Consider the following 22,931-nt stretch of genomic DNA (forward strand, 5'->3'; position numbering starts at 1 on the left):
GTGAGCGACTGGAAGGTGCGCATCGACGAGGCGAAAAACCGGCTCTACCTCACGCTCGACGGTCAGTTGAGCGTCGCGGAGGCCGAGGCGGCCGCTGACGAAGTGATCGCCAAGTCCGGCCGGCTGGAGCCGGGGTTCGACGAGGTAAACGACATGCGGACGTTCAAGACGACCGACGAGGCGGCGCTGGAACATATCGAGCGCGGCAAACGCGGCATCGTCGAGAACGGCGTGGCGGCCGTCTGTCGCGTCGTCTCCGAGTCCGCGACGGGCCAGATGCAGTTCGACCGGGCCGGCGAGGGTGCCGAGGAGTATCCGGTCGCCAAAGCCGACTCCGTCGAGGAGGCCGAGAAACTGCTCGACAGCCGGCGGTCCGGGTAACTACGCCGTCCGACTGTCGAGGTAGGACAGCACGCCACGCGTGTTCATCCGCTCTTCTGCGGTCGCTTTCCGCTCGCCCCAGGTCTCGATCATCGACGTGTGTTCACCGAAGTACTCGATCACGGCGTCGTCGTCGCCGAGTTCGTCGCGTTTCCGCTCGACCGCCCCGACCCACTCCGTCAGCGCGTCGGCGTACTCGCCCAATCGGTCGTCGGCTGCGGCCGGACCGAAGTGCGCGTAACAGAGGACGGCGGGGTCACAGTCCCGGATCGTGTGGAGATCGGCGAGACACTGCTCCAGGTCGAAGTTCGGCGGCGGCGTCGTCTGGCGGACGCTGTCGAGTTCGGGGACGTAGATCCCCGCCGCGTCGGCGGTGAACACGACCGACTCGTCGGACTCTTCGAAGACGACCTGATGGGGCGCGTGCCCGGGCGTGTGGTGGATCCGTAGCTCGCGGTCGCCGAGGTCGACGGTGTCGCCTCCGGTGACCTCCCGGATGCGGTCCTCGGGGATCGGCTTCGGGTCCGCGTAGAACTCCCACTGGTCGCCGACGGCCTGTTTCGTCCCCGCGACCAGCCGCGAGGGGTCGACGAGGTGGCGCGCGCCCTGCTCGTGGACCACCACGTCGGCGTTGGGACAGGCCTCGGCGAGATAGCCCGCGCCGCCGGCGTGATCGAGGTGGACGTGCGTCAGCGCGATGGTCCCTAGGTCCTCCGGTGCGATCCCCTTCTCGGCGAGGCCGTCGAGGATCGCCCCGTAGTTGGTGCCGATGCCCGAGTCGACGATGGCCGGGTCCTCGCCCTCGACCACGTACACCGCGCCGTACTCCGCGGTGCCGTACATGCCCGTATCGACGTAGGAGATACCATCGACGCCGCCGACAGTCACGTCGAAGGAGTCACCGATTGCCATGGCGACAGTCTGACGCCCGCGGTGCAAAGCCGTTCCGGCGGCCGGGGGTCGTGGTAACCCGACTCTCGCCACCTTTATCCATCCACCCGGGTTGTATACAGAGGCAATGGCAAACGGTACGGTCGATTTCTTCAACGACACAGGCGGCTACGGTTTCATCGAGACTGACGACGCGGACGAGGACGTGTTCTTCCACATGGAAGACGTCGGCGGCCCGGATCTCGAAGAAGGACAGGAAGTCGAATTCGACATCGAACAGGCCGACAAGGGCCCCCGCGCGACGAACCTCGTTCGTAACTGAACGGATTCGGACCGCGATTTTTCAGTGACGCTTTCCGGTGAGCGACGGCTGTGTCCGGACGCCGCTCTGCTGCCCCTTGCTCACTGCTCCCGGCCACCGTCGGCGACGGTCGCGTCCGCCGCCCGCTCGGCGGTGTCGACCTGGAACGTCGAGAGCATCCGCCGGAGTTCTCGGGTCCGTTCGGCGAGTTGCCCCGCAGCCTCCGAGACCTCGTCGATGGAGTCGGTCGCCTCCCCGGCGGCGTCCGTAACGGTTTCTGCCTGCTGGGCCGTCTGCTCGGAGACGCTTGCGACCTCGTCGACCATCGCGACGATCCCCTCCGCGGAGTCGGCCTGATCGTCGGTCGTCCGGGCGATGCTCTTGAGGCCGGTGTCGACCTCGTCGACGCCGTCGACGATCTCGTCCAGCGCCTCGGTCAACTCCGCGACCGACTCGACGCCGTCCGTGATCTGTGACTCGGTGGCCCGGATGTCGTCGGCGCTCTCGTGGGCCTGGGCCTGGACCTCCTCGACCTGTGCCTGGATCTCTGTGACGACGTCTTTGGTCTCGCTGGCGAGCTCTTTCACCTGGTCGGCGACGACGGCGAACCCGTCGCCGGCGTCCCCGCTGTCGTCCCCTGCACGGGCCGCCTCGATGTTGGCGTTCAGCGCCAGGATGCTCGTCTGCTCGGCGATGTCGTCGATCAACGCCGTCGCCTCGCTGACCTGCTCGATCTCGGCGGCCAGCTCCTCGATGGCGGTCACGGCCTCGGCGATCCGTCCCTCCACTTCGCGCATCTCGGCGATGGTTCGCTCTGCCTGGTCGCGGCCGTCTTCGCCGAGTCGTGCGACACGATCCGACTCCGTGGCGATCTCGTCGGTCGTCGCCGCGACCTCCTCGATGGCCGCCGACAGGTCGTTGACCTCGTCGGCCGTGCGCTGGAGGTCTTCGGTCTGTTCGCGCGCGCCGGCCGAGATCTGCGTGACCGAGTCGTTCACCGCCGCGCTGGCCTCCCGGACCTCGGCCGCGCTGGCCTCCACGTCGGTGCTGGATTCGGCCACGTCGTCGGTGAACTCCTCGACATCGGCGATGGTCGCTTCCAGCGACGCGATCATGTCGTTGAACGACGTGGCGATGGCGCGCATCGCCTCGCTGTCGGCGTCGGGATCGAGGCGTTCGGTGAGGTCGCCCTCCGCGCAAGCGGCCATGACCTCGCTGTACCGCTCGGCTTCCGCTTCGAGCGCCTCGTTGAGTCGCTGGGTCTGCAACTCGGACTGTTCGGCTTCCTCGCGTGCGCGCTCGGCCTCGGCGCGGGCGTCCTGGGCCTCGTCGAGCGACTCCTCCAGGGAGTCCCGCATCGAGTCGAACTCGTCGTACAGCACGCCGACCTCGTCGACCCGGTCGGTCGACAGTTCCACGTCGAGGTTTCCGGCACCGATCTCTTTGGCCCGGTCGGCCAGCCGCTGGAGCGCCAGTGCGAGGTTCCCGCCGATGGTGACGCCGAAGATGCCGAGATTCAACGCGATAATGTACATGAGCGCGACGATTGCCGCGGTCGCGACGTTGCGGTCGGCATAGACCGTCCCGGCTGGTGCGTGGCTCACGACGTGCCAGCCCGTCCCGGGGACGGCCGCTGTCGTCGCGACCAGTTCGGTCTCGCCGACAGTCCCGGTCGCAGTGCCGTTCACCGCCAGGGCCGCGGCACCCGCGGCACGTTCCCCGTCGTCGGTCGCGAGAACGACCTCGCCCTCCGCCGCGAGCGTCCTGTTGTAGCGCCCGTCCGTGAGTCGGTCACGGAGCGTCTCGGCCGCGCCCGCCACGACGACGTACCGACTCTCGCCGGCCGGGGCGACGACCGGAATCACCGAACTGTCCCCGGCCACGGCGGTCCGCGAGTCACCGACGGCGACCGAATCTCCGCCGCTCGGTGTCGCCACCGAGAGTGACTGGCCGACCGCGCTCGACCGCGAACTCGCCGCGATCTGCCCGTCCTCGACGTAGTGGATCGCGCCGACCCGGTCGGAGCCGGCGGCGGCCGCGGCGAGGTAGTCGCCGATTCGCGCCGTATCGCCGCTTTCGACGGCGTCCGTGGCCGCGACGCTCGTCGCCAGGTCGGCGTTGGCGTCGATCCACAGCGCGGCGGTGTCGGCGCTCTCGTTCGCGTCGGTCGCGAGTGCGGCGTCGGCGGACGCGCCGAGTTCGCCCGCGACGTTGCCGTAGAAGAAGACGGCGGACACGAGCGTGACGGCGAACACCAGGGCGAGCGTCGCCGCGATCTTCAGGCTGTAGCGTGATCTGATCCGGTCGGGAACGAGTCGGTCTGCGTTCATCGGTGGCTCCCTCCGGTGAGGGCGTGACGGTCAGTGACGGGACGGCCGGCGAGCCCCCGTCGCGATGTGGCTTGTGTCATGATCAGTCGTCGGCTGGTGCGTCCGCGGTGGGTCGCTGTGTGTTCGATCCCGTCAGGAACGATAGCGGCGAGGGGTGGGTCTCGGTCAGCGACCTGATCGCGGGCTCGGAGCGCACGATCAGGCCGACCAGCGCGACGTGGCTGAACAGATCCAGATAGGCGGAGACGTAGATGCCGGTGAACGCACCGAGCAGGCCCAGCGCCTGTCGCGTCGTCAGCGCGACCAGCAGATACGTGATCAGCATGATGAGCTGGACGTTCCGGAGTTTGCCGAAGAGCAGTCGTCGGTCGTCGGACACGGACGCGGCCGCCCGCGTGTACGGTCGGAGTAGCAGCCACAGCGAGTAGGCGAACCCACTGAGTACCAGCAGACTCGCGATGCTGCCGAACGGCGGCGGCGCGAGATGGCGGATCATCGCCCCGAAGGAGAACGCCCACAGGCCGAGGACCCCGGAGAGGATGACCCTTCGGTCGGCGTTCGCCATCTGACCGGTGTACGCCGCGATGAACGCGTATATGATCCCGTAGTCCAGAAATCGGGTGACGTACACCGGTGCGCCCTCCGGGCCGTGAAACAGCAATATTCCGGTCGCCATTCCGACGTAACTCACCGTGAGCGACGCCATGGCGGCCGGTGCGAGTAGCATGTGCCGGCGCGTCGTGCCCTCGAATCGGCGAACCCAGGCGGCCAGCACGACCGTCAGTAGTAGCGCCACGATGGCAACTGCCGTGTAGAGTGTCTGTTCTTCGAATAGCATCGTCTCAGTCCTGTCGACGGTCGCCGCCGCTGGACCACAGCACCGTCCGTAGCGACGAGTCGACTGCTGTCTGCCCGGTCAAAGGATCAACGAGCGTATAAACTCCCGGTCGGTTTCACGCGTCGAATCCCCTGCTGCCCCGATGGACGACACGCCAGCGCCGCCGAGAGCGACACGGTTTTGCCACGGCACGGAAAAATTCCGAGCAAATGATCAGCAGGCAGTTCCTCCGGGAGAACCCCGAGACGGTCCGGGAAGCCCTGGAGACGAAGGGCGTCGACGACGTGGACCTCGACCACATCCTCGAGATCGACGAGGAGTGGCGCGAGCTGAAAGCCCGCGGTGACGACCTGCGCCACGAGCGCAACGAGGTCTCCTCGAAGATCGGCCAGCTCAAACAGGAGGGCAAGGAAGAACAGGCCCAGGAAGCCATCGACCGGTCGAGTGAACTGAAAGCCGAACTGGAGGCGGTCGAGGACCGCGCTGACGAACTGGAGGCCGAGCTGGAAGATGCCCTGCTGGAACTCCCGCAGATCCCCCACGAGGACGCCCCCGTCGGCGACGACGAGAGCGACAACGTCGAGGTCGCCCGCGAGGGATTCGACGACCTGCGCGATCTCCCCGACGAGGTGATCCCCCACTACGACCTCGGTGAGGAACTGGACATCCTGAACTTCGAGCGCGGGGCGAAGGTCTCCGGCGGCGGCTTCTACTTCCTGCAGGGCGACGGCGCACGCCTGGAACACGCCCTCATCCAGTTCATGCTCGATCTCCACCGCGACCAGGGGTACACCGACGTGTTCCCGCCGATCCCGGTCAACAGCGCCTCCATGGAGGGGACCGGCCAGTTCCCCAAGTTCGTCGAGGACGCCTACCGGGTCGGCGGCGACAACGACGAACCCTACGACGAGGACGACCTCTGGTTGCTCCCGACGGCGGAGGTCCCGGTCACCAACATGTACCGCGACGAGATCCTGCTGGACGACGACCTCCCGCTCAAACACCAGGCCTACACGCCCAACTTCCGGCGAGAGGCCGGCGAACACGGCACGGAGACGCGGGGCATCGTCCGCGTCCACCAGTTCAACAAGGTCGAACTCGTCAACTTCGTCCGCCCGGAGAACAGCTACGACCGCCTCGAAGACCTCCGCGGGGAGGCCGAGGCCGTCCTCGAAGAACTCGGCTTGCCCTACCGCGTGCTGGAGATGTGTACCGGCGACATGGGCTTCACCCAGGCCAAGAAGTACGACATCGAGGTGTGGGCCCCCGGCGACGACATGGACGAGGGCCCCGAGGCGGGCGGCCGCTGGCTCGAAGTCTCCTCCGTGTCGAACTTCGAGGCCTTCCAGGCCCGGCGCGCCGGCATCCGCTACCGGCCCGAGCGCCACGAGTCCGCGGAGTACCTGCACACCCTGAACGGCTCCGGTCTGGCCGTCCCGCGGGTCATGGTCGCCATCATGGAGTACTACCAGAACGAGGACGGCACCGTCACCGTCCCCGAGCCACTCCGGGAGTACATGGGGGGCCAGGAAGTCATCGAAGGCCACGAACCCGTCGGCGAGAGCGCCGTCGGCGCGGGCGAGAAGGAGTAGGACGAGCGACTACAGAAACGGAATGGTGACCGCCGCCGTCGCGCTACTGATGAGAAACCACCCGAGGTAGTTCCACCACGGCACGCCACGATACCGCGGACCAGCGATGTCGTCGGTGTAAGTCCAGTGACCGTCTTCGACACCTCGATGGTCGGTCACCACGTCGTACGTCGTCGCGACGAGACCGGTCACGACGACTCCCGTCCAGCCCTGGGTCACGAGTAGCGCGAGCCGAACAGCGACGTAGACCACTCCGCTCCACCCGAACAGCACGTAGATAGGGACACCGCCGAGCTTCGGACCGATGTGGTGTTCGAGCCAGTCGAGGTTGATCACGACCGCCTCGGTGACGAACGCGACCGCCGCACACCCGCCGAACAGGACGAGCGTCGCGGCGACCGGCCACGTGACGAGGGCGTGCGCGAGTGCCACGAGACCGAGCAGGACCGCCGTGAGAGCGAACGTCCGACCGCGCGACATACAGCGAGAAATCACCGTTTACGTACAAGTATCTTCATACACACGCTAGACCGCTTCTAGAACGGTTCGTAACCGCCGAACTCGGCTACTGCGTATACGTGTGGATCGACTGGACGTTTTCGCCGTCGAAGGCAAATACGTCGACGAACGAGACGACCGGCTCACCGTCAGGGTCGAGGAGCCGACCGCGGACGGCGATTTCACTCTCGCCACGTTCGGGAGCAGTGGCGTAGACAGCATCCAGCGGATGGCTCGTCGCCTTCATCGGCCGCTCGTCGCGCATGAAGGTCACGAACCGGTCCCGGCCCTCGATGGTGCGGTCGGGCCGGTAGTGGACGAACTCGGGGGCCAGCAGGTCGGCCAGCGTCTCGTAGTCGTCTTCGTCGAGCGTCCGGTAGTACTCTCGGGCGGTCGCCTCGCGGTCCATGCCCGTCCTTGGGCGGCGGGGGCCGAGAAAGTGTGGGCCCCGGCTTCCTCACTCCGTCGGGTCTTTCAGGTCGAGTTCGATGTCCTCGTCCTCGCCGTCCGCGTCCTCGCCGTCCGCGTCGTCGGATCCCGTGTCCGCCGACACTGGTTCCTCGGACGCCGGTTCGTCGTGCCCGTCCTGTGGGGTCGCTCCCTCGTCGACGCCGTCGTCCGCCACGTCGAACTCGACGGCGCTGGAGACGCCGTCGGTGTCACCGTTGCCGGTCCGATCCGCGTCGTCGCGCTCGGTCGTGTCCTCGTCGTCGACGGACACGTCTTCGACGGCGGCGTCCACGTCGTCCTGTTCGCCGGGGTCGCCGTCGGCGTCGCCGCCGGGTTCGGACGTGTCCTCGTCCTCGGCGGGGTCGGTCGGCGCGTCCAGCGCGTCGTCGTCGGGGTCCGTGGTGGACTGTTCGGTCGCCGCGCCGTCCGCGTCGAGCGTGATGTCGTCCGGGTCCGGCGGTTCGCCGATGTCGCGGGCGGTCTCCAGTGGCGTCTCGGCGTCCTGGCGGAGTTCGTCGGCCTCCTTCCCGTCGCCGCTGGCGTACTCGCTGGCGGATTCGGCCAGCCACTCGGCGGCCTGCCAGAGCGCCGTGGCCTTCTCCTGGGCGCGCTCGAACCCCTGTTCGAGCGGTTCGGACTCGGCGAACCGGACGGCGCTCTCGAACTGGTCGGCGGACTCCTGAAACTCCTCCATCGCCCGCTGGAAGTCACCCTGCGCGATCAGCCAGTCCCGATCCTCGAAGCTCTTCATCGCGCTGGTGAAGGCCCGCCGGGCCTCGATGTAGTGGGCGTGGCCGACGCGGTAGCGCCCGACGGCGGTCGAGTCGCCGCCGATGGACGAGACTGCCTCCCGGACCGCGTCGATGTCGGGCCGCTCGGCCAGGTCGGCCGTCGACCACGCGTACTGGATCACACCCTCCTGGTCGATGACGAACACCGCGCGCTCGGACAGCAACTGGTCGCTGTCCAGCACCACGTCGTAGGCATCGATGGCCTCGCCGTGGGTGTCGCTCAGCAGCGGGATCGACAGGGAGTACTCCTCGGCGTACGCGCGGTGGCTGAACACGCTGTCGGTGCTGACGGCGAAGATGTCCACGTCCCGCTGCATGGTGAACAGGTCCAGTTCCGTCAGGTCACAGGAGTCGTCCTCACACGAGGGGTTGAAATCGGCCGGATAGAACGCCAGTACGACGATCCCCTCGCCAATGTAGTCCTCGAGGGAGACGTCTCTCGGCGCGCCGTCGACCACGCCGGGCAACGTAAACGTCGGGGCCACCGTCCCTTCCGATAGCACATCCGAAACTCTACTGCAAGGGACTTAAAGCCTGACTGCGTTTGTCCACTCGATGGGCGCATACGGCCTGCACGTCCGCTACGAGGGCGACGACGATCCCGACAAGTGCAGCGCCCGGAAACTCGCGCGGTTCGACCTCGCGGAGTTACACCGGGCCACCCGGTCGACACCACCAGGTATCGTTCTCAACCCCTTCGCCGAGCAGGCGCTGTCGCCCGAAGACGGCGTCGGGAGCGGCGCACGGCACGACCGCCTCGTCGCGCTCGACTGCTCGTGGGAGACCGCCGAACGCGAGGCCTTCGACCTGGAGGGCATCCACCGCTCGTTGCCCTTCCTCGTCGCGGGCAATCCCGTCAACTACGGGACGCCCTTCGAGTTGAACACCGTCGAAGCCTTCGCCGGCGCACTGTGTATCCTCGGCCAGCGCGACCACGCCGAGGAACTCCTCTCGAAGTTCACCTGGGGCCACACCTTCCTCGAACTCAACGACGAACCGTTGCGCCGCTACGCCGAGTGTACGAACTCCGCTGAGATTCTGGACGTACAGGACGACTACCTCGACCGGGAGTAGCTCACCGCTCCTGCCGCCCGTGGAACTCCTCGGAGAGGAACAGACTGTCGCTATCACCGTAGAACGTGTCGAGCGCGCGGAGCGTACCGATGTACGCGCCGATGGCGATGATACTCACGGTGATGACGAGGCCGAACGCGAACCAGATCAGCTGGAGGGCCTGGAGGGCCATACGCTCGTCCAGTCGGGCGACCGACTTCAAAACTGGTGGTCGTTTTCCGGCCGTGAATCCGGACTCACGACCACCGGAAGCCGACGGGATCGGTCGGCGGGTCGAGCGGGCTCGGCGACAGGTCCCCCTCGAAGTCGGGATCGTTGTACCCGCCGGGTGCCACGTCGTTCGGACTGTCGGGATAGAACAGCGCCGCCAGCGCCTGGATGTGGCCACGACCCACCCCGAGCTCGAACTGGCCGCCGCCGTACATCTGGATATCGTGGTCCATGCAGTACTCGACGCTCGCGAACAGCGACTCGACGCTGCCGAAGCGGGAGGGCTTGATGTTGAGCCAGTCTGGCTCGAACGGGAGGGCCTCGATGCTCTCGACGCCGGTGATCGGCGCGTCCCAGGAGACCCGACCCTCGCGGCCCTCGAACAGTGCGCGCGTCTCGTCGGTGAGGTTCGGGTCTTCGATCACGGCGTCTGGGAACGTCTCCAGTACCAGTTCGTAGAGGTCGGGGTCGGGCGGCGCGTCGACCTCGGTGCCCGAGTACTGGCCTTTCAGGTCACAGATGCGGACGGGCGCGAGGTCGGCGACGGCGGCGGCCAACTCGGCGGTCCAGTCGGTCGTCGGATCGAGTTTGAACTCGGTGTCGGGACGCACGTCGAGGACCTGCTCCAGACGATCCGTCGTCGGTGGTTCGCCCAGTCGCGTGCTGACGACGAACTGGACTGGATCGTACGTCCGGTCGAGCGCCGACGCCAGGTCGAGATCGTTCTGGCGGAGCGCCAGGTCCAGCGCGGCGCTCTCGACGCTCCACCGGCGGTAGTGCCGGAAGTCCTCGCGTTCGGGCGGCGTCGGAAACAGGTCCAGTTCGCCCACTCGCTCGGAGAACTCGGCGAACGGGTACTCGCCGGTGAGATCGGGCAGGCCGGCCTCGGCGAGGTCGTGGTGGAGGTCGGTCTCGTAGGTCACGTCCTCGCCCTGCCCGGTCTCGCCCTCCCCCGAGAGCGCGACGGTCGTGGTGGCGCGAGCGAACCCGCTGGTGGTGTCTCGTTCCTGAAGCGTCAGGTCGACAGCTTCGACGACAAGGGGCAGGTCGGCGACCCGGTCGTAGAGCATACGCCGGCTACGGTGGGCGGGATGAAAAAGCCAGTCCGCGGTGGTCTCGGAACACTTAACCACGACGACGGGAAACACGCGCTCATGGCTACGTTCGAGAAAGCGGAAGACCGCATTCTGGCGAAGATGATCTGCATGCGGTGTAACGCGCGCAACCCGAACAAGGCGGACCGCTGCCGGAAGTGTGGCTACGGGAACCTCCGACCGAAGAACCGCGAACGCAACGCGGCCTAGAGTTCTCGTAACGCCTCTCTGGCGGCGTCGCTGACCGTCGGCTCGGAGTGGCGTCGCAGTCGCTCCAGCAACGGCTCCGCGTCGTCGATCCCGGCGGCGGCCGCGGCGTGGCTGAGCCCGGCCGCCTTGTCGGGGTCGATGTACACGTCACTCCCCGGTTTCTTGTCGGCTTCCAGTTCGGCCTCCAGTGACGCGACCAGTCGGTCCGCCTCGGGCGCGACGACGCTCGGGTCCTCCCTGGCGACGTGTTCGAGCGCCCGTGCGAACACCCCACGCTGTCTCGAACCGACGCCCTCCAGGACCGTCGTCGCCTCGATCAGTTCCGATACGTGATCGAACAGGCGGCCCGGTCGCTGTTCGGCCAAGGCGGTGATCCCGTCGGCCGCGGCGCGCGACACCGCGTGTTCCTCGGGTTCGGTGGCCAATCCGACGAGTCGGTCCACGTCGACTTCGTCGGGCGATTCCTTGGCGGTTCCACGGAGTCGGTTGGCCGTCTCGAGTGGCGTCTCGTCGCCGCCGAAGACCCAGTCTCGGAGTCCCACGGTTGGTATTGGGCGGTGTCACCCCAATCTCTTATAACTCGTGTGGATTCGGATGCACACGTCTTTTTATCGGAACTTCCTGCGGCCTACTCGTCCGGGTACTTCGGCTCCCGTTTCTCCGCACGCTCCAGTGCCGTTGCCACCACGTCGCGCACGTCACCCTCGAACGTGTCGCCGTGGCCGGCGTACATGTGTTCGACCCCCTCGGGCATGCGGTCCAGGAGGTCGCGGATGCTCTCGATCAGCCGTTCACGGGACTGGCCGGCCATGTCGGTCCGGCCGAACGAGCCGTAGTCGAACGCGCCGTCGTCGTGGACGACAACGTCGCCGCTGAACAGCGTGTTCTCGCTGACCAGCGAGACGTGGTCGTCGGCGTGCCCGGGCGTGTACACCACGTCGAACGCCTCGTCGCCGATCATGACCTGATCGCCGTCTTCCAGTTCGACGGTCCGGCGGTCGTGGGGGGCGTAGGCGTACAGCTCGGCGTCGAACTCGTCGAGGACTGGGTCCAGCTGGGCGACGTGGTCACCGTGCTGGTGGGTGAGGACCACGGCGTCGATGTCGCGGGTGTGGTCGCGGATCGCCTCGACCACGCCGTCCATCGCGCCGGCGTCGACCAGGACGGCGCGCTCGCCCAGCGCCAGGTAGGCGTTGCAGGTGAACGTCTCCGCGTCGGCCGTGACGTTGTACACGTCCATGTTCCCGTGGTCGGCCGCGGGGCGTATCAGGGTACCGGGCGGCGAGATACTTTTTACTCTGCAACTCAAATGAACGCATATGGGGTTCGGGAGCTACGACGAGTCCGAACAGGAAAATCAGGACTACGACACTGATTTTGAGGACGACGACGGCGTATCAACATCCGAGAACACCCACGACGGCGACGTCGAGTACGAGTTCAGCGCGTCGAACGACGAACTCCTCGACAAACTCAAACACATCAAAGAGGACGAAGACGAGAACACGTGAAGCGAGGGGTCCGTGCCCTCGGGATCGCCGAGTCCTTTCGCGAGGACCGGAGCACGCTCGCCGGTGTCGTGACCCGCGCGAGCCGCGTCGTCGACGGCTTCGCGTTTACCACCTGCACCGTCGGCGGGACCGACGCCACGGACGCCATCTGTGCGCTGTTCGACGATCTCGGCCGCGAAGACGTGCGGTACGTCCTCGTCTCCGGGATCGCTCCCGCCTGGTTCAACGTCGTCGACCTGCATCGGGTCGCCGACCACACTGACCGACCGGTTCTTTCGGTGACCTACGAGGAGAGTGACGGGCTGGAGTCCGCACTCCGCGAACAGTTCGACGGCGACGCCCTCGACCGACGGCTGGCGACGTACCGCGACCAGCCCGACCGCCAGCGCGTCGGCGTCGCCGACGACACCGTCTTCGTCCGCGCCGTCGGCCTCGACGACGGCGCGGCGGCCGCGGTCGTCGACGGTTTCACGCCGGAGGGTGGCCGCCCGGAACCGCTCCGGGTCGCACGGCTGGCCGCCCGCGGGGCCGACGACCTCCGCCGTACCGACTGACCGACCCGGTGCAGGCGACTCACTTTTGGTTCCGCCTGCCGGAGCGACCCCATGGGCGAGATGGAGGACCTGACGGTGACCGAGTGCACGCGCTGTCCCGACCTCGCCGAGTGTCGGAGCCGGATCGTCAACGGCGTCGGCCCGGCGGACGCGGACCTGCTGTTCGTCGGCGAGGGACCCGGCGCGAACGAGGACGACCAGGGCGAACCGTTCGTCGGCCGGAGCGGGACGGTGCTGGACGACGCGCTCAGGGCCGCCGGACTGGCGCGGGCCGACGTGCGGATCACCAACTGCGTCCGCTGTCGACCGCCGGAGAACCGCGACCCCCGGGTCGAGGAACTCGCCAACTGCCGCGAGTACCTCGAACGGGAGATCGACGCCGTCGATCCGACGGTGATCGTCACGCTCGGGAAGGTCCCGAGCGAACACCTGCTGGAGCGGGACGTGGGCGTGACCGGCGAGGCCGGCGACACGTTCGACTGCCCCGTCGCGGGCGAGCCCCGGACCGTCATGGTGTCGGTCCACCCGGCGGCGACGCTGTACGACCGGAGCCAGGAGGCGACCTTCGAGGAGACCATCCAGCGGGCCGCCGACCTGACCGGCGCGGGCGGGCAGTCGACGCTGGGCTCGTTCTGAGTGACGATGCAACGTTCGACCGTAGCGGAACTGACTTGACCGGGACCCGCCAACTCTCGCACATGAGTACGACCCAGACGGCCGCCGAAGTGGTCGTCGTCGACTACGGCCTGGGGAACCTCCGGAGCGTGACCCGCGGGCTGGAGCGGGCTGGCGCGTCGGTCGAGCTGATCGAGGAACCCGCCGCCGTCGACAGCGCCGACGGCATCGTCCTCCCGGGCGTCGGCGCGTTCAGCGAGGGCATGGAGAACGCCGGCCCGTTCCGGGCGGCGCTGGCCGACGCCGCCGACGCGGGCACGCCGCTCTTTGGAATCTGTCTCGGGATGCAGATGCTCCTGACCACGAGCGAGGAGGCCGACCACGCGGGTCAGGGCGAGGCCGAAGGGCTGGACCTGATCCCCGGGACCAACCGGCGGTTCCACGGCGACCAGAAGGTGCCCCACATGGGCTGGAACGAACTCGACGTGCAACGGGACCACCCGCTGGTCGACGGAATTGACGGGGAACACGCCTACTTCGTCCACTCCTACTACGCCGAACCCGAGGCCGAGGGGGCGGTCGTCGCGACGACCGACTACGGACTCGACTTCCCGAGTATCATCGCCGACGAGAGCGGGACGGTCTTCGGCACGCAGTTCCACCCCGAGAAGTCGGGGGAGACGGGACTGCGGATTCTACGGAACTTCGTCGACATCTGTGCGGAGCGCTAGTCCGTCGTACCGGTCGCGAGCGGAGCGAGCGACCGGCATTTTTCGCCCACGTTTTTGCCGGGAGCGGTCGCCGGAGGCGACCCGACCGGGAAAAAGGTGGAGTCCCACCCCGAGAAGTCGGGGGAGACGGGACTGCGGATTCTACGGAACTTCGTCGACATCTGTGCGGAGCGCTAGTCCGTCGTCCCGGTCGCGAGCGGAGCGAGCGACCGGCATTTTTCGCCCACGTTTTTGCCGGGAGCGGTCGCCGGAGGCGACCCGACCGGGAAAAAGGTGGTCGTGGAGATCTGCGCGGAGGGGTAGACCGTCCCGATCTGCCCGTTCTACTGTTCCGACGTGGCCAGCGGCAGTGAGACGGTGACGGTGTTGCCGTCCTCGTCGGTCTCGAAGCTGATGGTGCCGTCCGAGAGGTCGACGACCCAGTAGACCAGCCAGAGGCCGAGGCCGCTGGTGTGGGTGACGCCGTCCATCTCCTGCTCGCCGGTCAGGACGCGGTACTCGTACTCGGGGATCGGGGGGCAGGTGTCTTCGATCTCGACGACGGCGCGGTCGTCGACCTGCGCCGCGGTGATCCGGATCCACGGCGCGTCGTCCGCGTGTTTCGCGGCGTTGCCGAGTAGTTCCTGGAACGCGGTCCCGATCTCGCCCAGCGCACGGACCGGCAGCGACGGTGGAAGGTCGGTCTCGATCTCGGCGTCGGGGTAGTGATCTTCGACCGTCGCCACGGCGTCCTCGATGGTGGTCGTCACGTCGATTCGACACGGCGCGACAGGGTCGGTGAGCAACTCGATGGTCCGGCGCTGTTTCTCGGCTTTGCGGAGCAGTGCCTGGGCGGTTCGCTCGATGGCCTCGGCGTGGGCCGGCGGGTCGTCCTCCGGGTGTTCGGACACGTACTCGGCGTGGCCGATGACGGTGTTGAGGTCGTTCCGGAGGTTGTGTCGGAGGATCGTGTCGATCACGCGCAACTGTCGCTCCCGGCGTCGCCGGTCTGTCACGTCGCGCGTGAAGCCGACGATCCGGACGACTTCGCCCGCCTCGAAGATCGGTTCGGCCTGGACCCAGACCCAGCGGCTGTAGTCCTGTTGTGGGTTGACGCGGTACTCCATATCGACCGACTCGCCGGCCGAGAGACGGGCCATGGCGTCCTGAACCGCCGAGCGGTCCTCGGGGTGGATCGCCTCGAGGAAGCGCCGGGGGTCCCCCCGGACTTCCTCGGCCGGCTGGCCGTAGGTCGACTCGTAGGCCGCGTTGAGAAAGAGCAACTCCGACCAGTCGGCCGAGAACATCCACAGCACGTCGTCGGCCTTGGCGGCGAGTTCTTCGAGGCGCTCGGCGGTCTCGTCCCGTTCACGCTCGGCCTGGACGCGCTCGGTGATGTCCCGGGAGCTGACGATGTATCCCTCCTCCGGGTCGGTGAGTTCGGCGATGCGGCTCTCCAGCCAGACGTACGAGCCGTCACTGGTCCGGTGTCGGTACTCGATAGTGCCGTCGTACTCCCGGCCCGCGACGACCCGCTCGAACCGCGACAGGATCCGCTCGCGGTCGTCGGGGTGGATGTACTCGAAGGCGTTCTCCCCACGAAGCTCCTCGGGATCGAAGCCGAGAATCTCCGCTGTCACCCGGTTCAGGTACCGGAAGGTCCCCTCCTCGTCGAGGACGACGATCTTGTCCCGGGCGTGTTCGAGCAACGCCTCGGCCGGGCCGGGCCAGTCCATCATTTAAGAGTGGCCGGCGACGGCAAAAAGGGTGCGTGTGAATATCGCGCCGTTTCGGCGTGAAAAAATCCCGGTCAGTAGAACGCGATGGGGCCCGTCTCGGAGCCTTCCTCCTCGGTGACCTTCTCCCGGGCGTCCTCGAAGTCCTCCATGCGGACCTCGGTGCGGCCGTCGCGGATGGCGAACATCCCGGCCTCGGTGGTGAGGCTGGCGAGCTCGGCACCGCTGAAGCCCTCGGTCTCGGCGGCGATGGCCGCCAGGTCGAGTTCCTCCGCGAGGTTGAGATCCTTCGTGTGGATCTCCAGGATGCGCTCGCGGCCCTCGGCGTCGGGTTCGGGAACCTCGATGAGGCGGTCGAAGCGGCCGGGCCGGAGGATGGCCCGGTCGAGCATGTCGAAGCGGTTGGTGGCGGCGATGATGCGGATCTCACCGCGGTCCTCGAAGCCGTCCATCTCCGAGAGCAGTTGCATCATCGTCCGCTGGACCTCGGCGTCGCCGGAGGTCTTCGATTCCGTGCGCTTGGCCGCGATGGCGTCGATCTCGTCGATGAAGATGATGGCCGGTTCGCGTTCCGAGGCGAGTTCGAACAGGTCCCGGACCAGCCGCGCGCCCTCGCCGATGAACTTCCGGACGAGTTCGGAGCCGGCCATCTTGATGAAGGTGGCGTCGGTTTCGTTCGCCACGGCCTTCGCGAGCATCGTCTTCCCGGTGCCCGGCGGACCGTGCAGGAGGACGCCGCTGGGCGGATCGATGCCGACTTCCCGGAACTGCTCGGCGTTGATCAGCGGCTCCTCGACGGCCTCACGGACCTCGCGGATCTGCTCGTCGAGGCCGCCGATGTCCTCGTAGACCACGTCGGGGCTGTGGTCGACCTGCATCGCCTGGGCGCGGGCGTCGGTCTCGGCGTCCAGCAGCGTCTGGACGGAGAACGAATCGTTGATGGCCACCCGGTCGCCCGCCTCCAGTTCCTCGCGGAGGTTCGGCGACACCTCCGTCAGGACCTCCTGGTTGTTGCCGTGCTGTTTGACGATGACACCCTCGTCGGTGACCTCCTCGGCCGTCGCGATGTACAGCGACGACGTCTTCAGCGTCTCGTTCTCTCGTTCCAGCCGGTCGACCTCGCCGCTGAGGTTGTCGCGACGCTCCTGGGCCGAGTCGAGTTGCGACGATAGCTCGTCGTTGACCTGTTCCAGCTTGATAAAGTGCTCCCGCAACGCATCCAGCCGCTCTTCCGGAGACATCTCCGGATCGAGATCCAGGCGCGGCCGGTCCGGGAGCGACGGACTCCGGGACATCTGACTGTCGATGCTAATGGGTGCTCGTAAAAGGGCCTTTGGGTCGCGGCTATCCTACCCTGCCGCGGCTGGAACCGACCGAACCGGCCGATTTCCGGCGGTTCAGGCCAGGTCAGCGAACTCGTCGAGGTAGTCGTCGTAGACGCCGAGTGCCGACTCGACCGGTTCGGGCGAGGCCATGTCGACGCCCGCTCCCCGGAGCAGTTCCAGGGGGTACTCCCGGGACCCTTTCCGGAGGAAGTCGACGTACTGCTCGGCCGCCGGTTCGCCCTCGTCGAGGATCCGGTCGACCAGCGCGACCGCCGCCGAGATGCCGGTCGCGTACTGGTAGACGTAGAAGGCCCGGTAGAAGTGCGGGATACGCATCCACTCGCGGGCGATCCGGTCGTCGATCTCGGCGGGTTCGTAGTAGTCGCCTTTCAGTTCGCGGTAGAGGTCGTCCAGCCGGTCGGGCGTCAGCGCCTCGCCGGCCTCCGAGAGTTCGTGGGCGCGGTGTTCGAACTCGGCGAACATGGTCTGGCGGTACAGCGTCGAGCGGAACCGTTCGAGGTACTCGTTGAGGACGTGCCGGCGGAGCCGTTCGTCGGAGACGGTGTCGAGCAGGTGGTGGGTCAGCAGGGTCTCGTTGACCGTCGACGCGACTTCGGCCACGAAGATCTCGTAGCCCGAATAGACGTAGGGCTGTTCCTCGCTGGTGAGTTGCGTGTGCAGGGAGTGGCCGAGTTCGTGGGCCAGCGTGTACATCGAGGACACGTCGTCCTGGTAGTTCATGAGGATGTACGGCTGGGAGTCGTAGGTCCCGCCGCTGTAGGCGCCCGATTGCTTCCCGTCGGTCTCGTACACGTCGACCCAGCGTGAGTCCAGGCCCTCGGCCAGCCGGGACTGGTACTCCTCGCCCAGCGGCGCGACGGCCTCGACGACGTACTCGCAGGCCTCCTCGTAGGGAACTTCCGGGCTCTCGCCCTCGACCATCGGGACGTAGAGGTCCCACATCCGGAGTTCGTCCGCACCGATGCTCTCGCGCTTCAACTCCGCGTGGCGGTGGAGTTTGCCCAGGTTGTCCCGCACGGTGTCGACGAGGTTGTCGTAGACCTCGACGGGGATGTTCGGCCCGTCGAGGGCGGCCTCGCGGGCGGTGTCGTAGTTGCGTGCGTTCGCCAGCTTGCTGTCGGTCTTGACGCTGTTCTTGTAGGCCGTCCCGACCGCGTTGCGGACCGTCTCCCACTCGTCGTAGAACTGCTCGTACACGTCCCGCCGGAACTCGCGATCCGGATTCTTCTGGAGCGTCGTGAAGTTGTTGAGCGTGATCCGCTTCGTCTCGCCCTCGGGCGTCTCGACCGCCGGGAACTCCATGTCCGCGTTGGCGAGCGTGTTGTACACCTCTCCGGGCGCGCCCGTGACCTCTCCGAGTTCGGCCAGCAGGTTCTCGATCTCGGCCGAACGGGTGTGTGCTTTCATCCGCAACACGTCGTCGAAGTAGTGGTCGTAGACCGCCAGATCGGGTTCCTCGTCGACCATCGCCTCGATCTCCTCGCGGTCGAGGTCCTGTAACTCGGGCTCGATGAACGAGGCGGCGCTCTGGGCCTCCGAGGACAGCGACTGGGCCCGCGCGAGCAGGGCCTGATAGTGGCTGTCGGTCGTGTCCTCGTCGCGTCGCATCCGCGCGTAGGAGGTGACGTTCGAGACGGTTCGCATGATCTCCTCGCGGAGTTCCAGCACCGCCAGCAGCGTCTCGGCGTCCTCGGTCACCCGCCCCTCGTAGGCCTCCAGGTCCGCGAGCCGCTCCTGGACCGCCTCGAAGGCCTCCTCCCACGCCTCGTCGTCGGCGTAGAGTGCTTCCAGATCCCACTTGTGTTCCGCGTCGATGTCGCTTCGTTCGGGAACCGAACTCATTGCTACGGCTACGTGCGGGCGCGAAGTAAGCCTTTACGCGCCGGAGGGAACCGCCGGCTCGTCCTCGGCCCGTGCCGGCCGCGGCAAGCCTTTGGGGTTGCCAGCCGAAGCCGGCCCATGGACATCGACCGGGCACTCGGTCGGGCCTGGCGCGACGACGCCCCCTGGGACCTGCTGACCCGGCTCTGTGAACTCGACGACCGGCTGGGCGGGCATCCGGGCGAAGCCCGCGCGGCCGAACTGGTCGGGGACGCCCTCCGTGACGCGGGGGTCAGAGATGTCGAGACGCGTCCCTTCGAGATGGTTCGGTGGACGCGCGGGCGGACCGACCTCACGGTCCGGGTCCCCGACCGCGATCTCGACCGGCAGTTCGAGGCCGTCGCGCTCCCCTACTCGCCGGCCGGCGAGGTGGACGCGCCGCTGGTGGACGTGGGCCACGGGACACCCGAGGAGATCGCCGACGCCGACCTCCGCGACCGCGTCGCGCTGGCGAGTACGGGCACGCCGGCGGGGGCCGACCGACGAATCCACCGGATGGAGAAGGTCGGACAGGCCGCGGACGCGGGCGCGGCGGCCTTCGTCTTCGCCAACCACGCGCCCGGCCAGCTCCCGCCGACCGGCGCGCTCCGGTTCGGCGACGCCGCGGCGATCCCGGGCGTCGGCGTCAGCGCCGAAACGGGCGACTGGCTCCGGGAGTACGCCGACGCGGGCGCGTCGGTGTCGCTCTCGGTCGCGGCCGAGACCGAACCTGGGACGAGTCGCAACGTCGTCGGCCACCTGGGGCCCGACACCGACGACGCGATCCTCCTCGTGGCGCACCTCGACGGCCACGACGTGGGCGAGGCGGCGCTGGACAACGGCTGTGGCGTCGCGGTCCTGCTCGGCGCGCTCCGGATTCTCGGCCACGTCGAGAGCGGTCTCGAAACGCGAGTCGTGGTCGCGGCCGTCGGGAGCGAGGAACTCGGCCTGCTCGGGAGCGAGGCGCTGGCCGCGGACCTCGACCCGGACCGGCTCCGGGCGGTCGTCAACTGCGACGGCGTCGGTCGGTTCCGCAGGCTCCGCGCGCTGACGCACACCAGCGACGCGCTGACCGATCTCGCGGCGGGCGTCGTCGACGACCTGAACCACCCACTGGAAGTCAGCGAACGCCCGCATCCCTACAGCGACCACTGGCCGTTCCTCCGCCGCGGGGTCCCGGCGATCCAGCTCCACAGCGAGCGCCCCGACGACGAGGGCCACTGGGAACGGGGCTGGACCCACACCCGCGCCGACACGCGCGAGAAGGCCGACGTGCGGACGATCCGCGAGCACGCGATGGTCACGGCCCTGCTCGTCCGGGAACTCGCCAGTGACGGCCGTGCCCCGCCCCGCGTCGACCCCGCGACCGTCCGCGAGCGACTGGTCGAGACCGGCGCGAAACCCGGGATGGTCGCCGCGGGCATCTGGCCCGACGAGTGGTGACTACTCGGCCGACTCACTCCCGACGCCGGCGACCAGATCCTCGGCCACTCTCGCCCGGGTCGCGTGCCTGACGCGGCGCTCCCGGAAGATCTCACGGGCGCTCGCGGCGGCCTCTGGATCGCGCTCGAAGTTCAGGTCGGGGTAGGTCACGTCGGCCAGCACCAGCGGTTCGGCCGGCGCGGCCGGGACGCCCGCCGGACCGGGCAACGGCTCCGCGGCCAGCACGCGGTCGACGGTCCCGAGATCGCGCTCGCCGCGGGCGATCTCGTCGAGCAGGGCCACGAGCCGGCGGACGAGCTGGCGGGCGAACCCCCCGGCCCGGACCCGCACCACGAGGTAGTCGCCGTCCCGGTCGATTTCGCCGTCGAGGTCCCGCACCGTGCCGTCGTCGTCGGGCGTCAGGTTGTGGAAGTCGTGTTCGCCACGCAGGGCGTCGAGCGCGGCCGTCGCGCGCTCGTCGTCGACGGACTCCGTAGGGGCGTGGAGGTGGTAGACGTACTCGCGACACGTCGCGTCGTGGGTCGCGTGAAAGTCTGGCGGTGCCTCCGCGACGGCCCACACCCGCACGTCGGGCGGGAGTTCGCTGTCGAAGGCCCGCGGGGTCAGCCAGTCGGGCGCGTCGAAGGCGACGGTTTGGGCGACCGCCGACACGCCGGCGTCGGTCCGGCCCGCGGCCGCGTAGCCCGGCGGTGCGTCCGCCTCGTCGGCCAACACGTCCAGTTCGCGGAGCGCCGCCAGCAGGGTATCGGAGACGGTGGGCACGTCGGGCTGGCGCTGGAACCCGTGGAACCGCCGCCCGTCGTAGGCGGCCCGGTACGCGCGCATGGATCGTAGCTGTTCGGCGAGCGCGATGAGCGTTTCGACGGGCGCCTCGCGACTGAACGGGTCAGCCCAACTAAGTACCGGCCGCTCGAAGCAGGGGCCATGTATCACGTGTTACTCGCGACGGAGGACGAACCCGCGCCGCTCGTCGAGACCGTCACCGACCTCCCCGCCGATCCCGAGGAAGTCGAGGTCACCGTCCTCAACGTCTTCGAACAGTTCGAGGTTCGCGACGAGGGCGAAGCCGTCTCCTCCGAGGCCATCTACGACGAAGACGACGTGCCCGAGAGCGTCACGGCGGCCGTCGACGCGCTCGAAGCTGCCGGTGTGACTGCGCGGGTCCGCCACGAACACGGCGATCCCGCGACGGTCATCCTGGAGACCGCGGCCGAACTCGACGTGGACGCCATCGCTATCCACGGTCGGAAACGATCCCCCGTCGGCAAAGCCCTGTTCGGCAGCGTCACACAGGCCGTCCTCCTCGACGCCGAGCAACCGGTCTTCGTCGCGACCGGCGACGACGACTGACTCCGAAAACCTCAACTTCAAACTTTCGACCGTTCAACGCGGCTGTTCGAGCGTACCGACCGTAACCGCACGACAGCAACGGTGTGAAAATCGGTGCAAGTGACGCCAATCCGGTGGAATACACCGCCAGGGCCACCCCTTTATACGACCCTCCCGGCACAAGCTGGGGATGCAATGCGCCTGAACACCCGAACTGGTTCGCTGCTGCTGGCGCTCGCGGTGGTCCTCACCGCGACGGTGCCCGCAGCGGCGGCCGCGAGCACGGACGCACAGGTCGAGAACGAGACGGACGGCGAGGCCGAAGCCGAGGCCGGTGCCGAGGTCGCGGTGACGGCCTCCGGTAGCGCCGACGCGAACGGCGGGGCCAGCGGCTCGGCGGCTGTGGCCGTCGACGCCTCCGCGAGCGCGAACGGTGACGCCCGCGCGGACCGCGGCGAGGCCGCCGCCGAGGGCTCCGCCGACGTGAGTACCGAGGGGAACGTCGTGCTGCCCTTCGGCATCGTGATCGACCTCCCGTTCGACGGGAACGCCCAGGCCGACGCGAACACCGACGCGAGTGCGAGCGCGGACGACGGTGCGGACAGCGACGAGGGCTTCGTCGCGAGCGTCCTGAGCCTGTTCGCCAGCGAGGAGGCCGAAGCCAACGCCCGGGGCGACGAGAACGCCAACGCGGCGGGCAACGCCGAGGCCGACCTAGAGGCTGACGCCGAGGCCGAAGCCGACGCCGAGGCGGACGCGAACGCCAGCGCCGCCGTCGACGACGCCCGCGACAACGCACGCGACGAACTGAACGAGGAACTCGACGAGTTCGACAACGAGACCAGCGAGGAGATCGCCGACGCCAACGAGGACTCCTCCGAGGCGCTCGACGAACTCGACGAGGAGGCCAGCGATGAGATGGCAGACGCCAACGACGAACTGAGCAGGGAGGTCGACGATCTCCAGGACGAACTCGAGGACTAACGGCGCTCCTCCAACTCCAGCACCCGAACTGACATCCAGCCGATTCCCCACGGGACCCACCCGAACCCCATTCACATGTTCCGCCCTGCCATTCCCGCTGGCGCGTTTCGTGTCCCGGGGTCCCGTCCGCGGTTCGCATCCGAAGATAGATTACGATCACTCGACCTATCCCTCAACAGACGG

26 protein-coding genes and 1 pseudogene are annotated in these 22,931 nt (G+C 67.9%); 13 read left to right on the forward strand and 14 right to left on the reverse strand.

Features of this window, described 5'->3' with window-relative positions; genetic code table 11:
• A complete protein-coding gene (locus ACOZ4N_RS17230) occupies positions 1-381 on the forward strand; it encodes a hypothetical protein (protein ID WP_424017593.1) in 381 nt (126 codons plus the stop codon).
• Here ACOZ4N_RS17230 and ACOZ4N_RS17235 read toward each other — a convergent pair whose 3' ends face one another.
• Positions 382-1,293: an MBL fold metallo-hydrolase gene (locus ACOZ4N_RS17235; protein ID WP_424017594.1), complete on the reverse strand. Its 912-nt coding sequence runs from the start codon at positions 1,291-1,293 to the stop codon at positions 382-384.
• Positions 1,294-1,399: 106 nt separating this feature from the next.
• Here ACOZ4N_RS17235 and ACOZ4N_RS17240 point away from each other — a divergent pair, with 106 nt between their 5' ends.
• Positions 1,400-1,594 (forward strand): cold-shock protein, encoded by a 195-nt coding sequence (locus ACOZ4N_RS17240; RefSeq protein ID WP_077206686.1) that lies wholly within the window; start codon positions 1,400-1,402, stop codon positions 1,592-1,594.
• Between the two features lie 80 nt (positions 1,595-1,674).
• Here the strand turns inward: ACOZ4N_RS17240 and ACOZ4N_RS17245 are convergent, their stop codons facing one another.
• Positions 1,675-3,903, reverse strand: a complete 2,229-nt coding sequence (locus ACOZ4N_RS17245; protein ID WP_424017595.1) for a methyl-accepting chemotaxis protein — start codon at positions 3,901-3,903, stop codon at positions 1,675-1,677.
• 82 nt (positions 3,904-3,985) lie between these two features.
• On the reverse strand, positions 3,986-4,741 hold the full coding sequence (locus ACOZ4N_RS17250; protein WP_424017596.1) for a bacteriorhodopsin: 756 nt from the start codon (positions 4,739-4,741) through the stop codon (positions 3,986-3,988).
• Between the two features lie 209 nt (positions 4,742-4,950).
• Between ACOZ4N_RS17250 and serS the strand changes: the two genes are divergently transcribed.
• Entirely contained in the window at positions 4,951-6,333 is a 1,383-nt protein-coding gene (serS, locus tag ACOZ4N_RS17255; RefSeq protein WP_424017597.1) for a serine--tRNA ligase, read from the forward strand.
• A 9-nt stretch (positions 6,334-6,342) separates the two neighbouring features.
• Here the strand turns inward: serS and ACOZ4N_RS17260 are convergent, their stop codons facing one another.
• The 3 genes from ACOZ4N_RS17260 to ACOZ4N_RS17270 all read right to left on the reverse strand — a co-directional run bounded on the left by ACOZ4N_RS17260 (position 6,343) and on the right by ACOZ4N_RS17270 (position 8,575).
• Entirely contained in the window at positions 6,343-6,813 is a 471-nt protein-coding gene (locus ACOZ4N_RS17260) for a carotenoid biosynthesis protein (RefSeq protein WP_424017598.1), read from the reverse strand.
• A gap of 85 nt (positions 6,814-6,898) precedes the next feature.
• Positions 6,899-7,240, reverse strand: a complete 342-nt coding sequence (locus tag ACOZ4N_RS17265) for a nuclear transport factor 2 family protein (protein WP_424017599.1) — start codon at positions 7,238-7,240, stop codon at positions 6,899-6,901.
• 48 nt (positions 7,241-7,288) lie between these two features.
• The gene (locus tag ACOZ4N_RS17270; RefSeq protein WP_424017600.1) at positions 7,289-8,575 is read right to left on the reverse strand and encodes a redoxin domain-containing protein; all 1,287 of its coding nucleotides are present in this window, start codon (positions 8,573-8,575) and stop codon (positions 7,289-7,291) included.
• A 52-nt stretch (positions 8,576-8,627) separates the two neighbouring features.
• Here ACOZ4N_RS17270 and ACOZ4N_RS17275 point away from each other — a divergent pair, with 52 nt between their 5' ends.
• Positions 8,628-9,146, forward strand: coding sequence for a DUF367 family protein (locus ACOZ4N_RS17275; protein ID WP_424017601.1), 519 nt, complete (start codon positions 8,628-8,630; stop codon positions 9,144-9,146).
• A 1-nt stretch (position 9,147) separates the two neighbouring features.
• Here ACOZ4N_RS17275 and ACOZ4N_RS17280 read toward each other — a convergent pair whose 3' ends face one another.
• Together ACOZ4N_RS17280 and ACOZ4N_RS17285 are read right to left on the reverse strand one after the other, a co-directional pair.
• Entirely contained in the window at positions 9,148-9,318 is a 171-nt protein-coding gene (locus ACOZ4N_RS17280; protein ID WP_424017602.1) for a hypothetical protein, read from the reverse strand.
• Positions 9,319-9,382: 64 nt separating this feature from the next.
• Positions 9,383-10,426, reverse strand: coding sequence for a hypothetical protein (locus ACOZ4N_RS17285; protein WP_424017603.1), 1,044 nt, complete (start codon positions 10,424-10,426; stop codon positions 9,383-9,385).
• A gap of 84 nt (positions 10,427-10,510) precedes the next feature.
• Here ACOZ4N_RS17285 and ACOZ4N_RS17290 point away from each other — a divergent pair, with 84 nt between their 5' ends.
• Positions 10,511-10,660, forward strand: a complete 150-nt coding sequence (locus ACOZ4N_RS17290; RefSeq protein ID WP_424017604.1) for a 50S ribosomal protein L40e — start codon at positions 10,511-10,513, stop codon at positions 10,658-10,660.
• On the opposite strand, the gene ACOZ4N_RS17295 is transcribed toward ACOZ4N_RS17290, so the two are convergent.
• Positions 10,657-11,202, reverse strand: a complete 546-nt coding sequence (locus ACOZ4N_RS17295; RefSeq protein WP_424017605.1) for a hypothetical protein — start codon at positions 11,200-11,202, stop codon at positions 10,657-10,659. The genes ACOZ4N_RS17290 and ACOZ4N_RS17295 overlap by 4 nt on opposite strands.
• Positions 11,203-11,288: 86 nt before the next feature.
• Positions 11,289-11,900, reverse strand: a complete 612-nt coding sequence (locus ACOZ4N_RS17300) for an MBL fold metallo-hydrolase (RefSeq protein WP_424017606.1) — start codon at positions 11,898-11,900, stop codon at positions 11,289-11,291.
• A 79-nt stretch (positions 11,901-11,979) separates the two neighbouring features.
• Between ACOZ4N_RS17300 and ACOZ4N_RS17305 the strand changes: the two genes are divergently transcribed.
• The 5 genes and pseudogenes from ACOZ4N_RS17305 to ACOZ4N_RS17325 all read left to right on the forward strand — a co-directional run.
• Positions 11,980-12,171 carry a DUF5786 family protein gene (locus ACOZ4N_RS17305; RefSeq protein ID WP_092691192.1) on the forward strand — a complete coding sequence of 64 codons (192 nt, stop codon included), beginning with the start codon at positions 11,980-11,982 and terminating at the stop codon, positions 12,169-12,171.
• Complete coding sequence (locus ACOZ4N_RS17310; RefSeq protein WP_424017607.1) at positions 12,168-12,725, forward strand: DUF99 family protein; 558 nt, start codon at positions 12,168-12,170, stop codon at positions 12,723-12,725. The genes ACOZ4N_RS17305 and ACOZ4N_RS17310 overlap by 4 nt, the downstream gene beginning before the upstream one ends.
• 51 nt (positions 12,726-12,776) lie before the next feature.
• Entirely contained in the window at positions 12,777-13,361 is a 585-nt protein-coding gene (locus ACOZ4N_RS17315) for a uracil-DNA glycosylase (protein WP_424017608.1), read from the forward strand.
• Between the two features lie 62 nt (positions 13,362-13,423).
• Positions 13,424-14,071 (forward strand): imidazole glycerol phosphate synthase subunit HisH, encoded by a 648-nt coding sequence (gene hisH, locus ACOZ4N_RS17320; protein ID WP_424017609.1) that lies wholly within the window; start codon positions 13,424-13,426, stop codon positions 14,069-14,071.
• Positions 14,072-14,176: 105 nt separating this feature from the next.
• Positions 14,177-14,248 (forward strand): annotated as a pseudogene (locus ACOZ4N_RS17325) (imidazole glycerol phosphate synthase subunit HisH); the annotation flags it as partial.
• A 146-nt stretch (positions 14,249-14,394) separates the two neighbouring features.
• Here the strand turns inward: ACOZ4N_RS17325 and ACOZ4N_RS17330 are convergent.
• The 3 genes from ACOZ4N_RS17330 to pepF all read right to left on the reverse strand — a co-directional run bounded on the left by ACOZ4N_RS17330 (position 14,395) and on the right by pepF (position 18,974).
• Entirely contained in the window at positions 14,395-15,786 is a 1,392-nt protein-coding gene (locus tag ACOZ4N_RS17330; protein WP_424017610.1) for a PAS domain-containing sensor histidine kinase, read from the reverse strand.
• A gap of 74 nt (positions 15,787-15,860) precedes the next feature.
• The gene (gene pan2 / locus ACOZ4N_RS17335; RefSeq protein ID WP_424017611.1) at positions 15,861-17,081 is read right to left on the reverse strand and encodes a proteasome-activating nucleotidase Pan2; all 1,221 of its coding nucleotides are present in this window, start codon (positions 17,079-17,081) and stop codon (positions 15,861-15,863) included.
• Between the two features lie 102 nt (positions 17,082-17,183).
• Positions 17,184-18,974, reverse strand: a complete 1,791-nt coding sequence (gene pepF, locus ACOZ4N_RS17340; protein ID WP_424017612.1) for an oligoendopeptidase F — start codon at positions 18,972-18,974, stop codon at positions 17,184-17,186.
• A 117-nt stretch (positions 18,975-19,091) separates the two neighbouring features.
• Here pepF and ACOZ4N_RS17345 point away from each other — a divergent pair, with 117 nt between their 5' ends.
• Complete coding sequence (locus tag ACOZ4N_RS17345; protein WP_424017613.1) at positions 19,092-20,435, forward strand: M28 family peptidase; 1,344 nt, start codon at positions 19,092-19,094, stop codon at positions 20,433-20,435.
• Here ACOZ4N_RS17345 and truA read toward each other — a convergent pair whose 3' ends face one another.
• On the reverse strand, positions 20,436-21,260 hold the full coding sequence (truA, locus tag ACOZ4N_RS17350) for a tRNA pseudouridine(38-40) synthase TruA (RefSeq protein WP_424017614.1): 825 nt from the start codon (positions 21,258-21,260) through the stop codon (positions 20,436-20,438).
• A gap of 99 nt (positions 21,261-21,359) precedes the next feature.
• Between truA and ACOZ4N_RS17355 the strand changes: the two genes are divergently transcribed.
• Positions 21,360-21,785 carry a universal stress protein gene (locus ACOZ4N_RS17355; RefSeq protein ID WP_424017615.1) on the forward strand — a complete coding sequence of 142 codons (426 nt, stop codon included), beginning with the start codon at positions 21,360-21,362 and terminating at the stop codon, positions 21,783-21,785.
• 174 nt (positions 21,786-21,959) lie between these two features.
• Positions 21,960-22,748 carry a hypothetical protein gene (locus tag ACOZ4N_RS17360; RefSeq protein ID WP_424017616.1) on the forward strand — a complete coding sequence of 263 codons (789 nt, stop codon included), beginning with the start codon at positions 21,960-21,962 and terminating at the stop codon, positions 22,746-22,748.
• The last annotated feature ends 183 nt before the right edge of the window (positions 22,749-22,931 follow it).

The sequence above is a fragment of the Halorientalis pallida genome (genome assembly GCF_049605515.1).
GTDB classification, from domain to species: Archaea; Halobacteriota; Halobacteria; order Halobacteriales; family Haloarculaceae; genus Halorientalis; species Halorientalis pallida_A.

Bases quoted from the DNA above. Each gene is read 5' to 3' on its own strand.
- truA (WP_424017614.1), bottom strand. From the start codon at position 21,260: ATGCGCGCGTACCGGGCCGCCTACGACGGGCGGCGGTTCCACGGGTTC.
- ACOZ4N_RS17235 (WP_424017594.1), bottom strand. From the start codon at position 1,293: ATGGCAATCGGTGACTCCTTCGACGTGACTGTCGGCGGCGTCGATGGT.
- ACOZ4N_RS17290 (WP_424017604.1), top strand. From the start codon at position 10,511: ATGGCTACGTTCGAGAAAGCGGAAGACCGCATTCTGGCGAAGATGATC.
- ACOZ4N_RS17355 (WP_424017615.1), top strand. From the start codon at position 21,360: ATGTATCACGTGTTACTCGCGACGGAGGACGAACCCGCGCCGCTCGTC.
- ACOZ4N_RS17300 (WP_424017606.1), bottom strand. From the start codon at position 11,900: ATGGACGTGTACAACGTCACGGCCGACGCGGAGACGTTCACCTGCAAC.
- serS (WP_424017597.1), top strand. From the start codon at position 4,951: ATGATCAGCAGGCAGTTCCTCCGGGAGAACCCCGAGACGGTCCGGGAA.
- ACOZ4N_RS17250 (WP_424017596.1), bottom strand. From the start codon at position 4,741: ATGCTATTCGAAGAACAGACACTCTACACGGCAGTTGCCATCGTGGCG.
- ACOZ4N_RS17240 (WP_077206686.1), top strand. From the start codon at position 1,400: ATGGCAAACGGTACGGTCGATTTCTTCAACGACACAGGCGGCTACGGT.
- pepF (WP_424017612.1), bottom strand. From the start codon at position 18,974: ATGAGTTCGGTTCCCGAACGAAGCGACATCGACGCGGAACACAAGTGG.
- ACOZ4N_RS17315 (WP_424017608.1), top strand. From the start codon at position 12,777: ATGGGCGAGATGGAGGACCTGACGGTGACCGAGTGCACGCGCTGTCCC.
- ACOZ4N_RS17285 (WP_424017603.1), bottom strand. From the start codon at position 10,426: ATGCTCTACGACCGGGTCGCCGACCTGCCCCTTGTCGTCGAAGCTGTC.
- pan2 (WP_424017611.1), bottom strand. From the start codon at position 17,081: ATGTCCCGGAGTCCGTCGCTCCCGGACCGGCCGCGCCTGGATCTCGAT.
- ACOZ4N_RS17265 (WP_424017599.1), bottom strand. From the start codon at position 7,240: ATGGACCGCGAGGCGACCGCCCGAGAGTACTACCGGACGCTCGACGAA.
- ACOZ4N_RS17275 (WP_424017601.1), top strand. From the start codon at position 8,628: ATGGGCGCATACGGCCTGCACGTCCGCTACGAGGGCGACGACGATCCC.
- ACOZ4N_RS17330 (WP_424017610.1), bottom strand. From the start codon at position 15,786: ATGGACTGGCCCGGCCCGGCCGAGGCGTTGCTCGAACACGCCCGGGAC.
- ACOZ4N_RS17345 (WP_424017613.1), top strand. From the start codon at position 19,092: ATGGACATCGACCGGGCACTCGGTCGGGCCTGGCGCGACGACGCCCCC.
- ACOZ4N_RS17260 (WP_424017598.1), bottom strand. From the start codon at position 6,813: ATGTCGCGCGGTCGGACGTTCGCTCTCACGGCGGTCCTGCTCGGTCTC.
- ACOZ4N_RS17305 (WP_092691192.1), top strand. From the start codon at position 11,980: ATGGGGTTCGGGAGCTACGACGAGTCCGAACAGGAAAATCAGGACTAC.
- hisH (WP_424017609.1), top strand. From the start codon at position 13,424: ATGAGTACGACCCAGACGGCCGCCGAAGTGGTCGTCGTCGACTACGGC.
- ACOZ4N_RS17360 (WP_424017616.1), top strand. From the start codon at position 21,960: ATGCGCCTGAACACCCGAACTGGTTCGCTGCTGCTGGCGCTCGCGGTG.
- ACOZ4N_RS17280 (WP_424017602.1), bottom strand. From the start codon at position 9,318: ATGGCCCTCCAGGCCCTCCAGCTGATCTGGTTCGCGTTCGGCCTCGTC.
- ACOZ4N_RS17245 (WP_424017595.1), bottom strand. From the start codon at position 3,903: ATGAACGCAGACCGACTCGTTCCCGACCGGATCAGATCACGCTACAGC.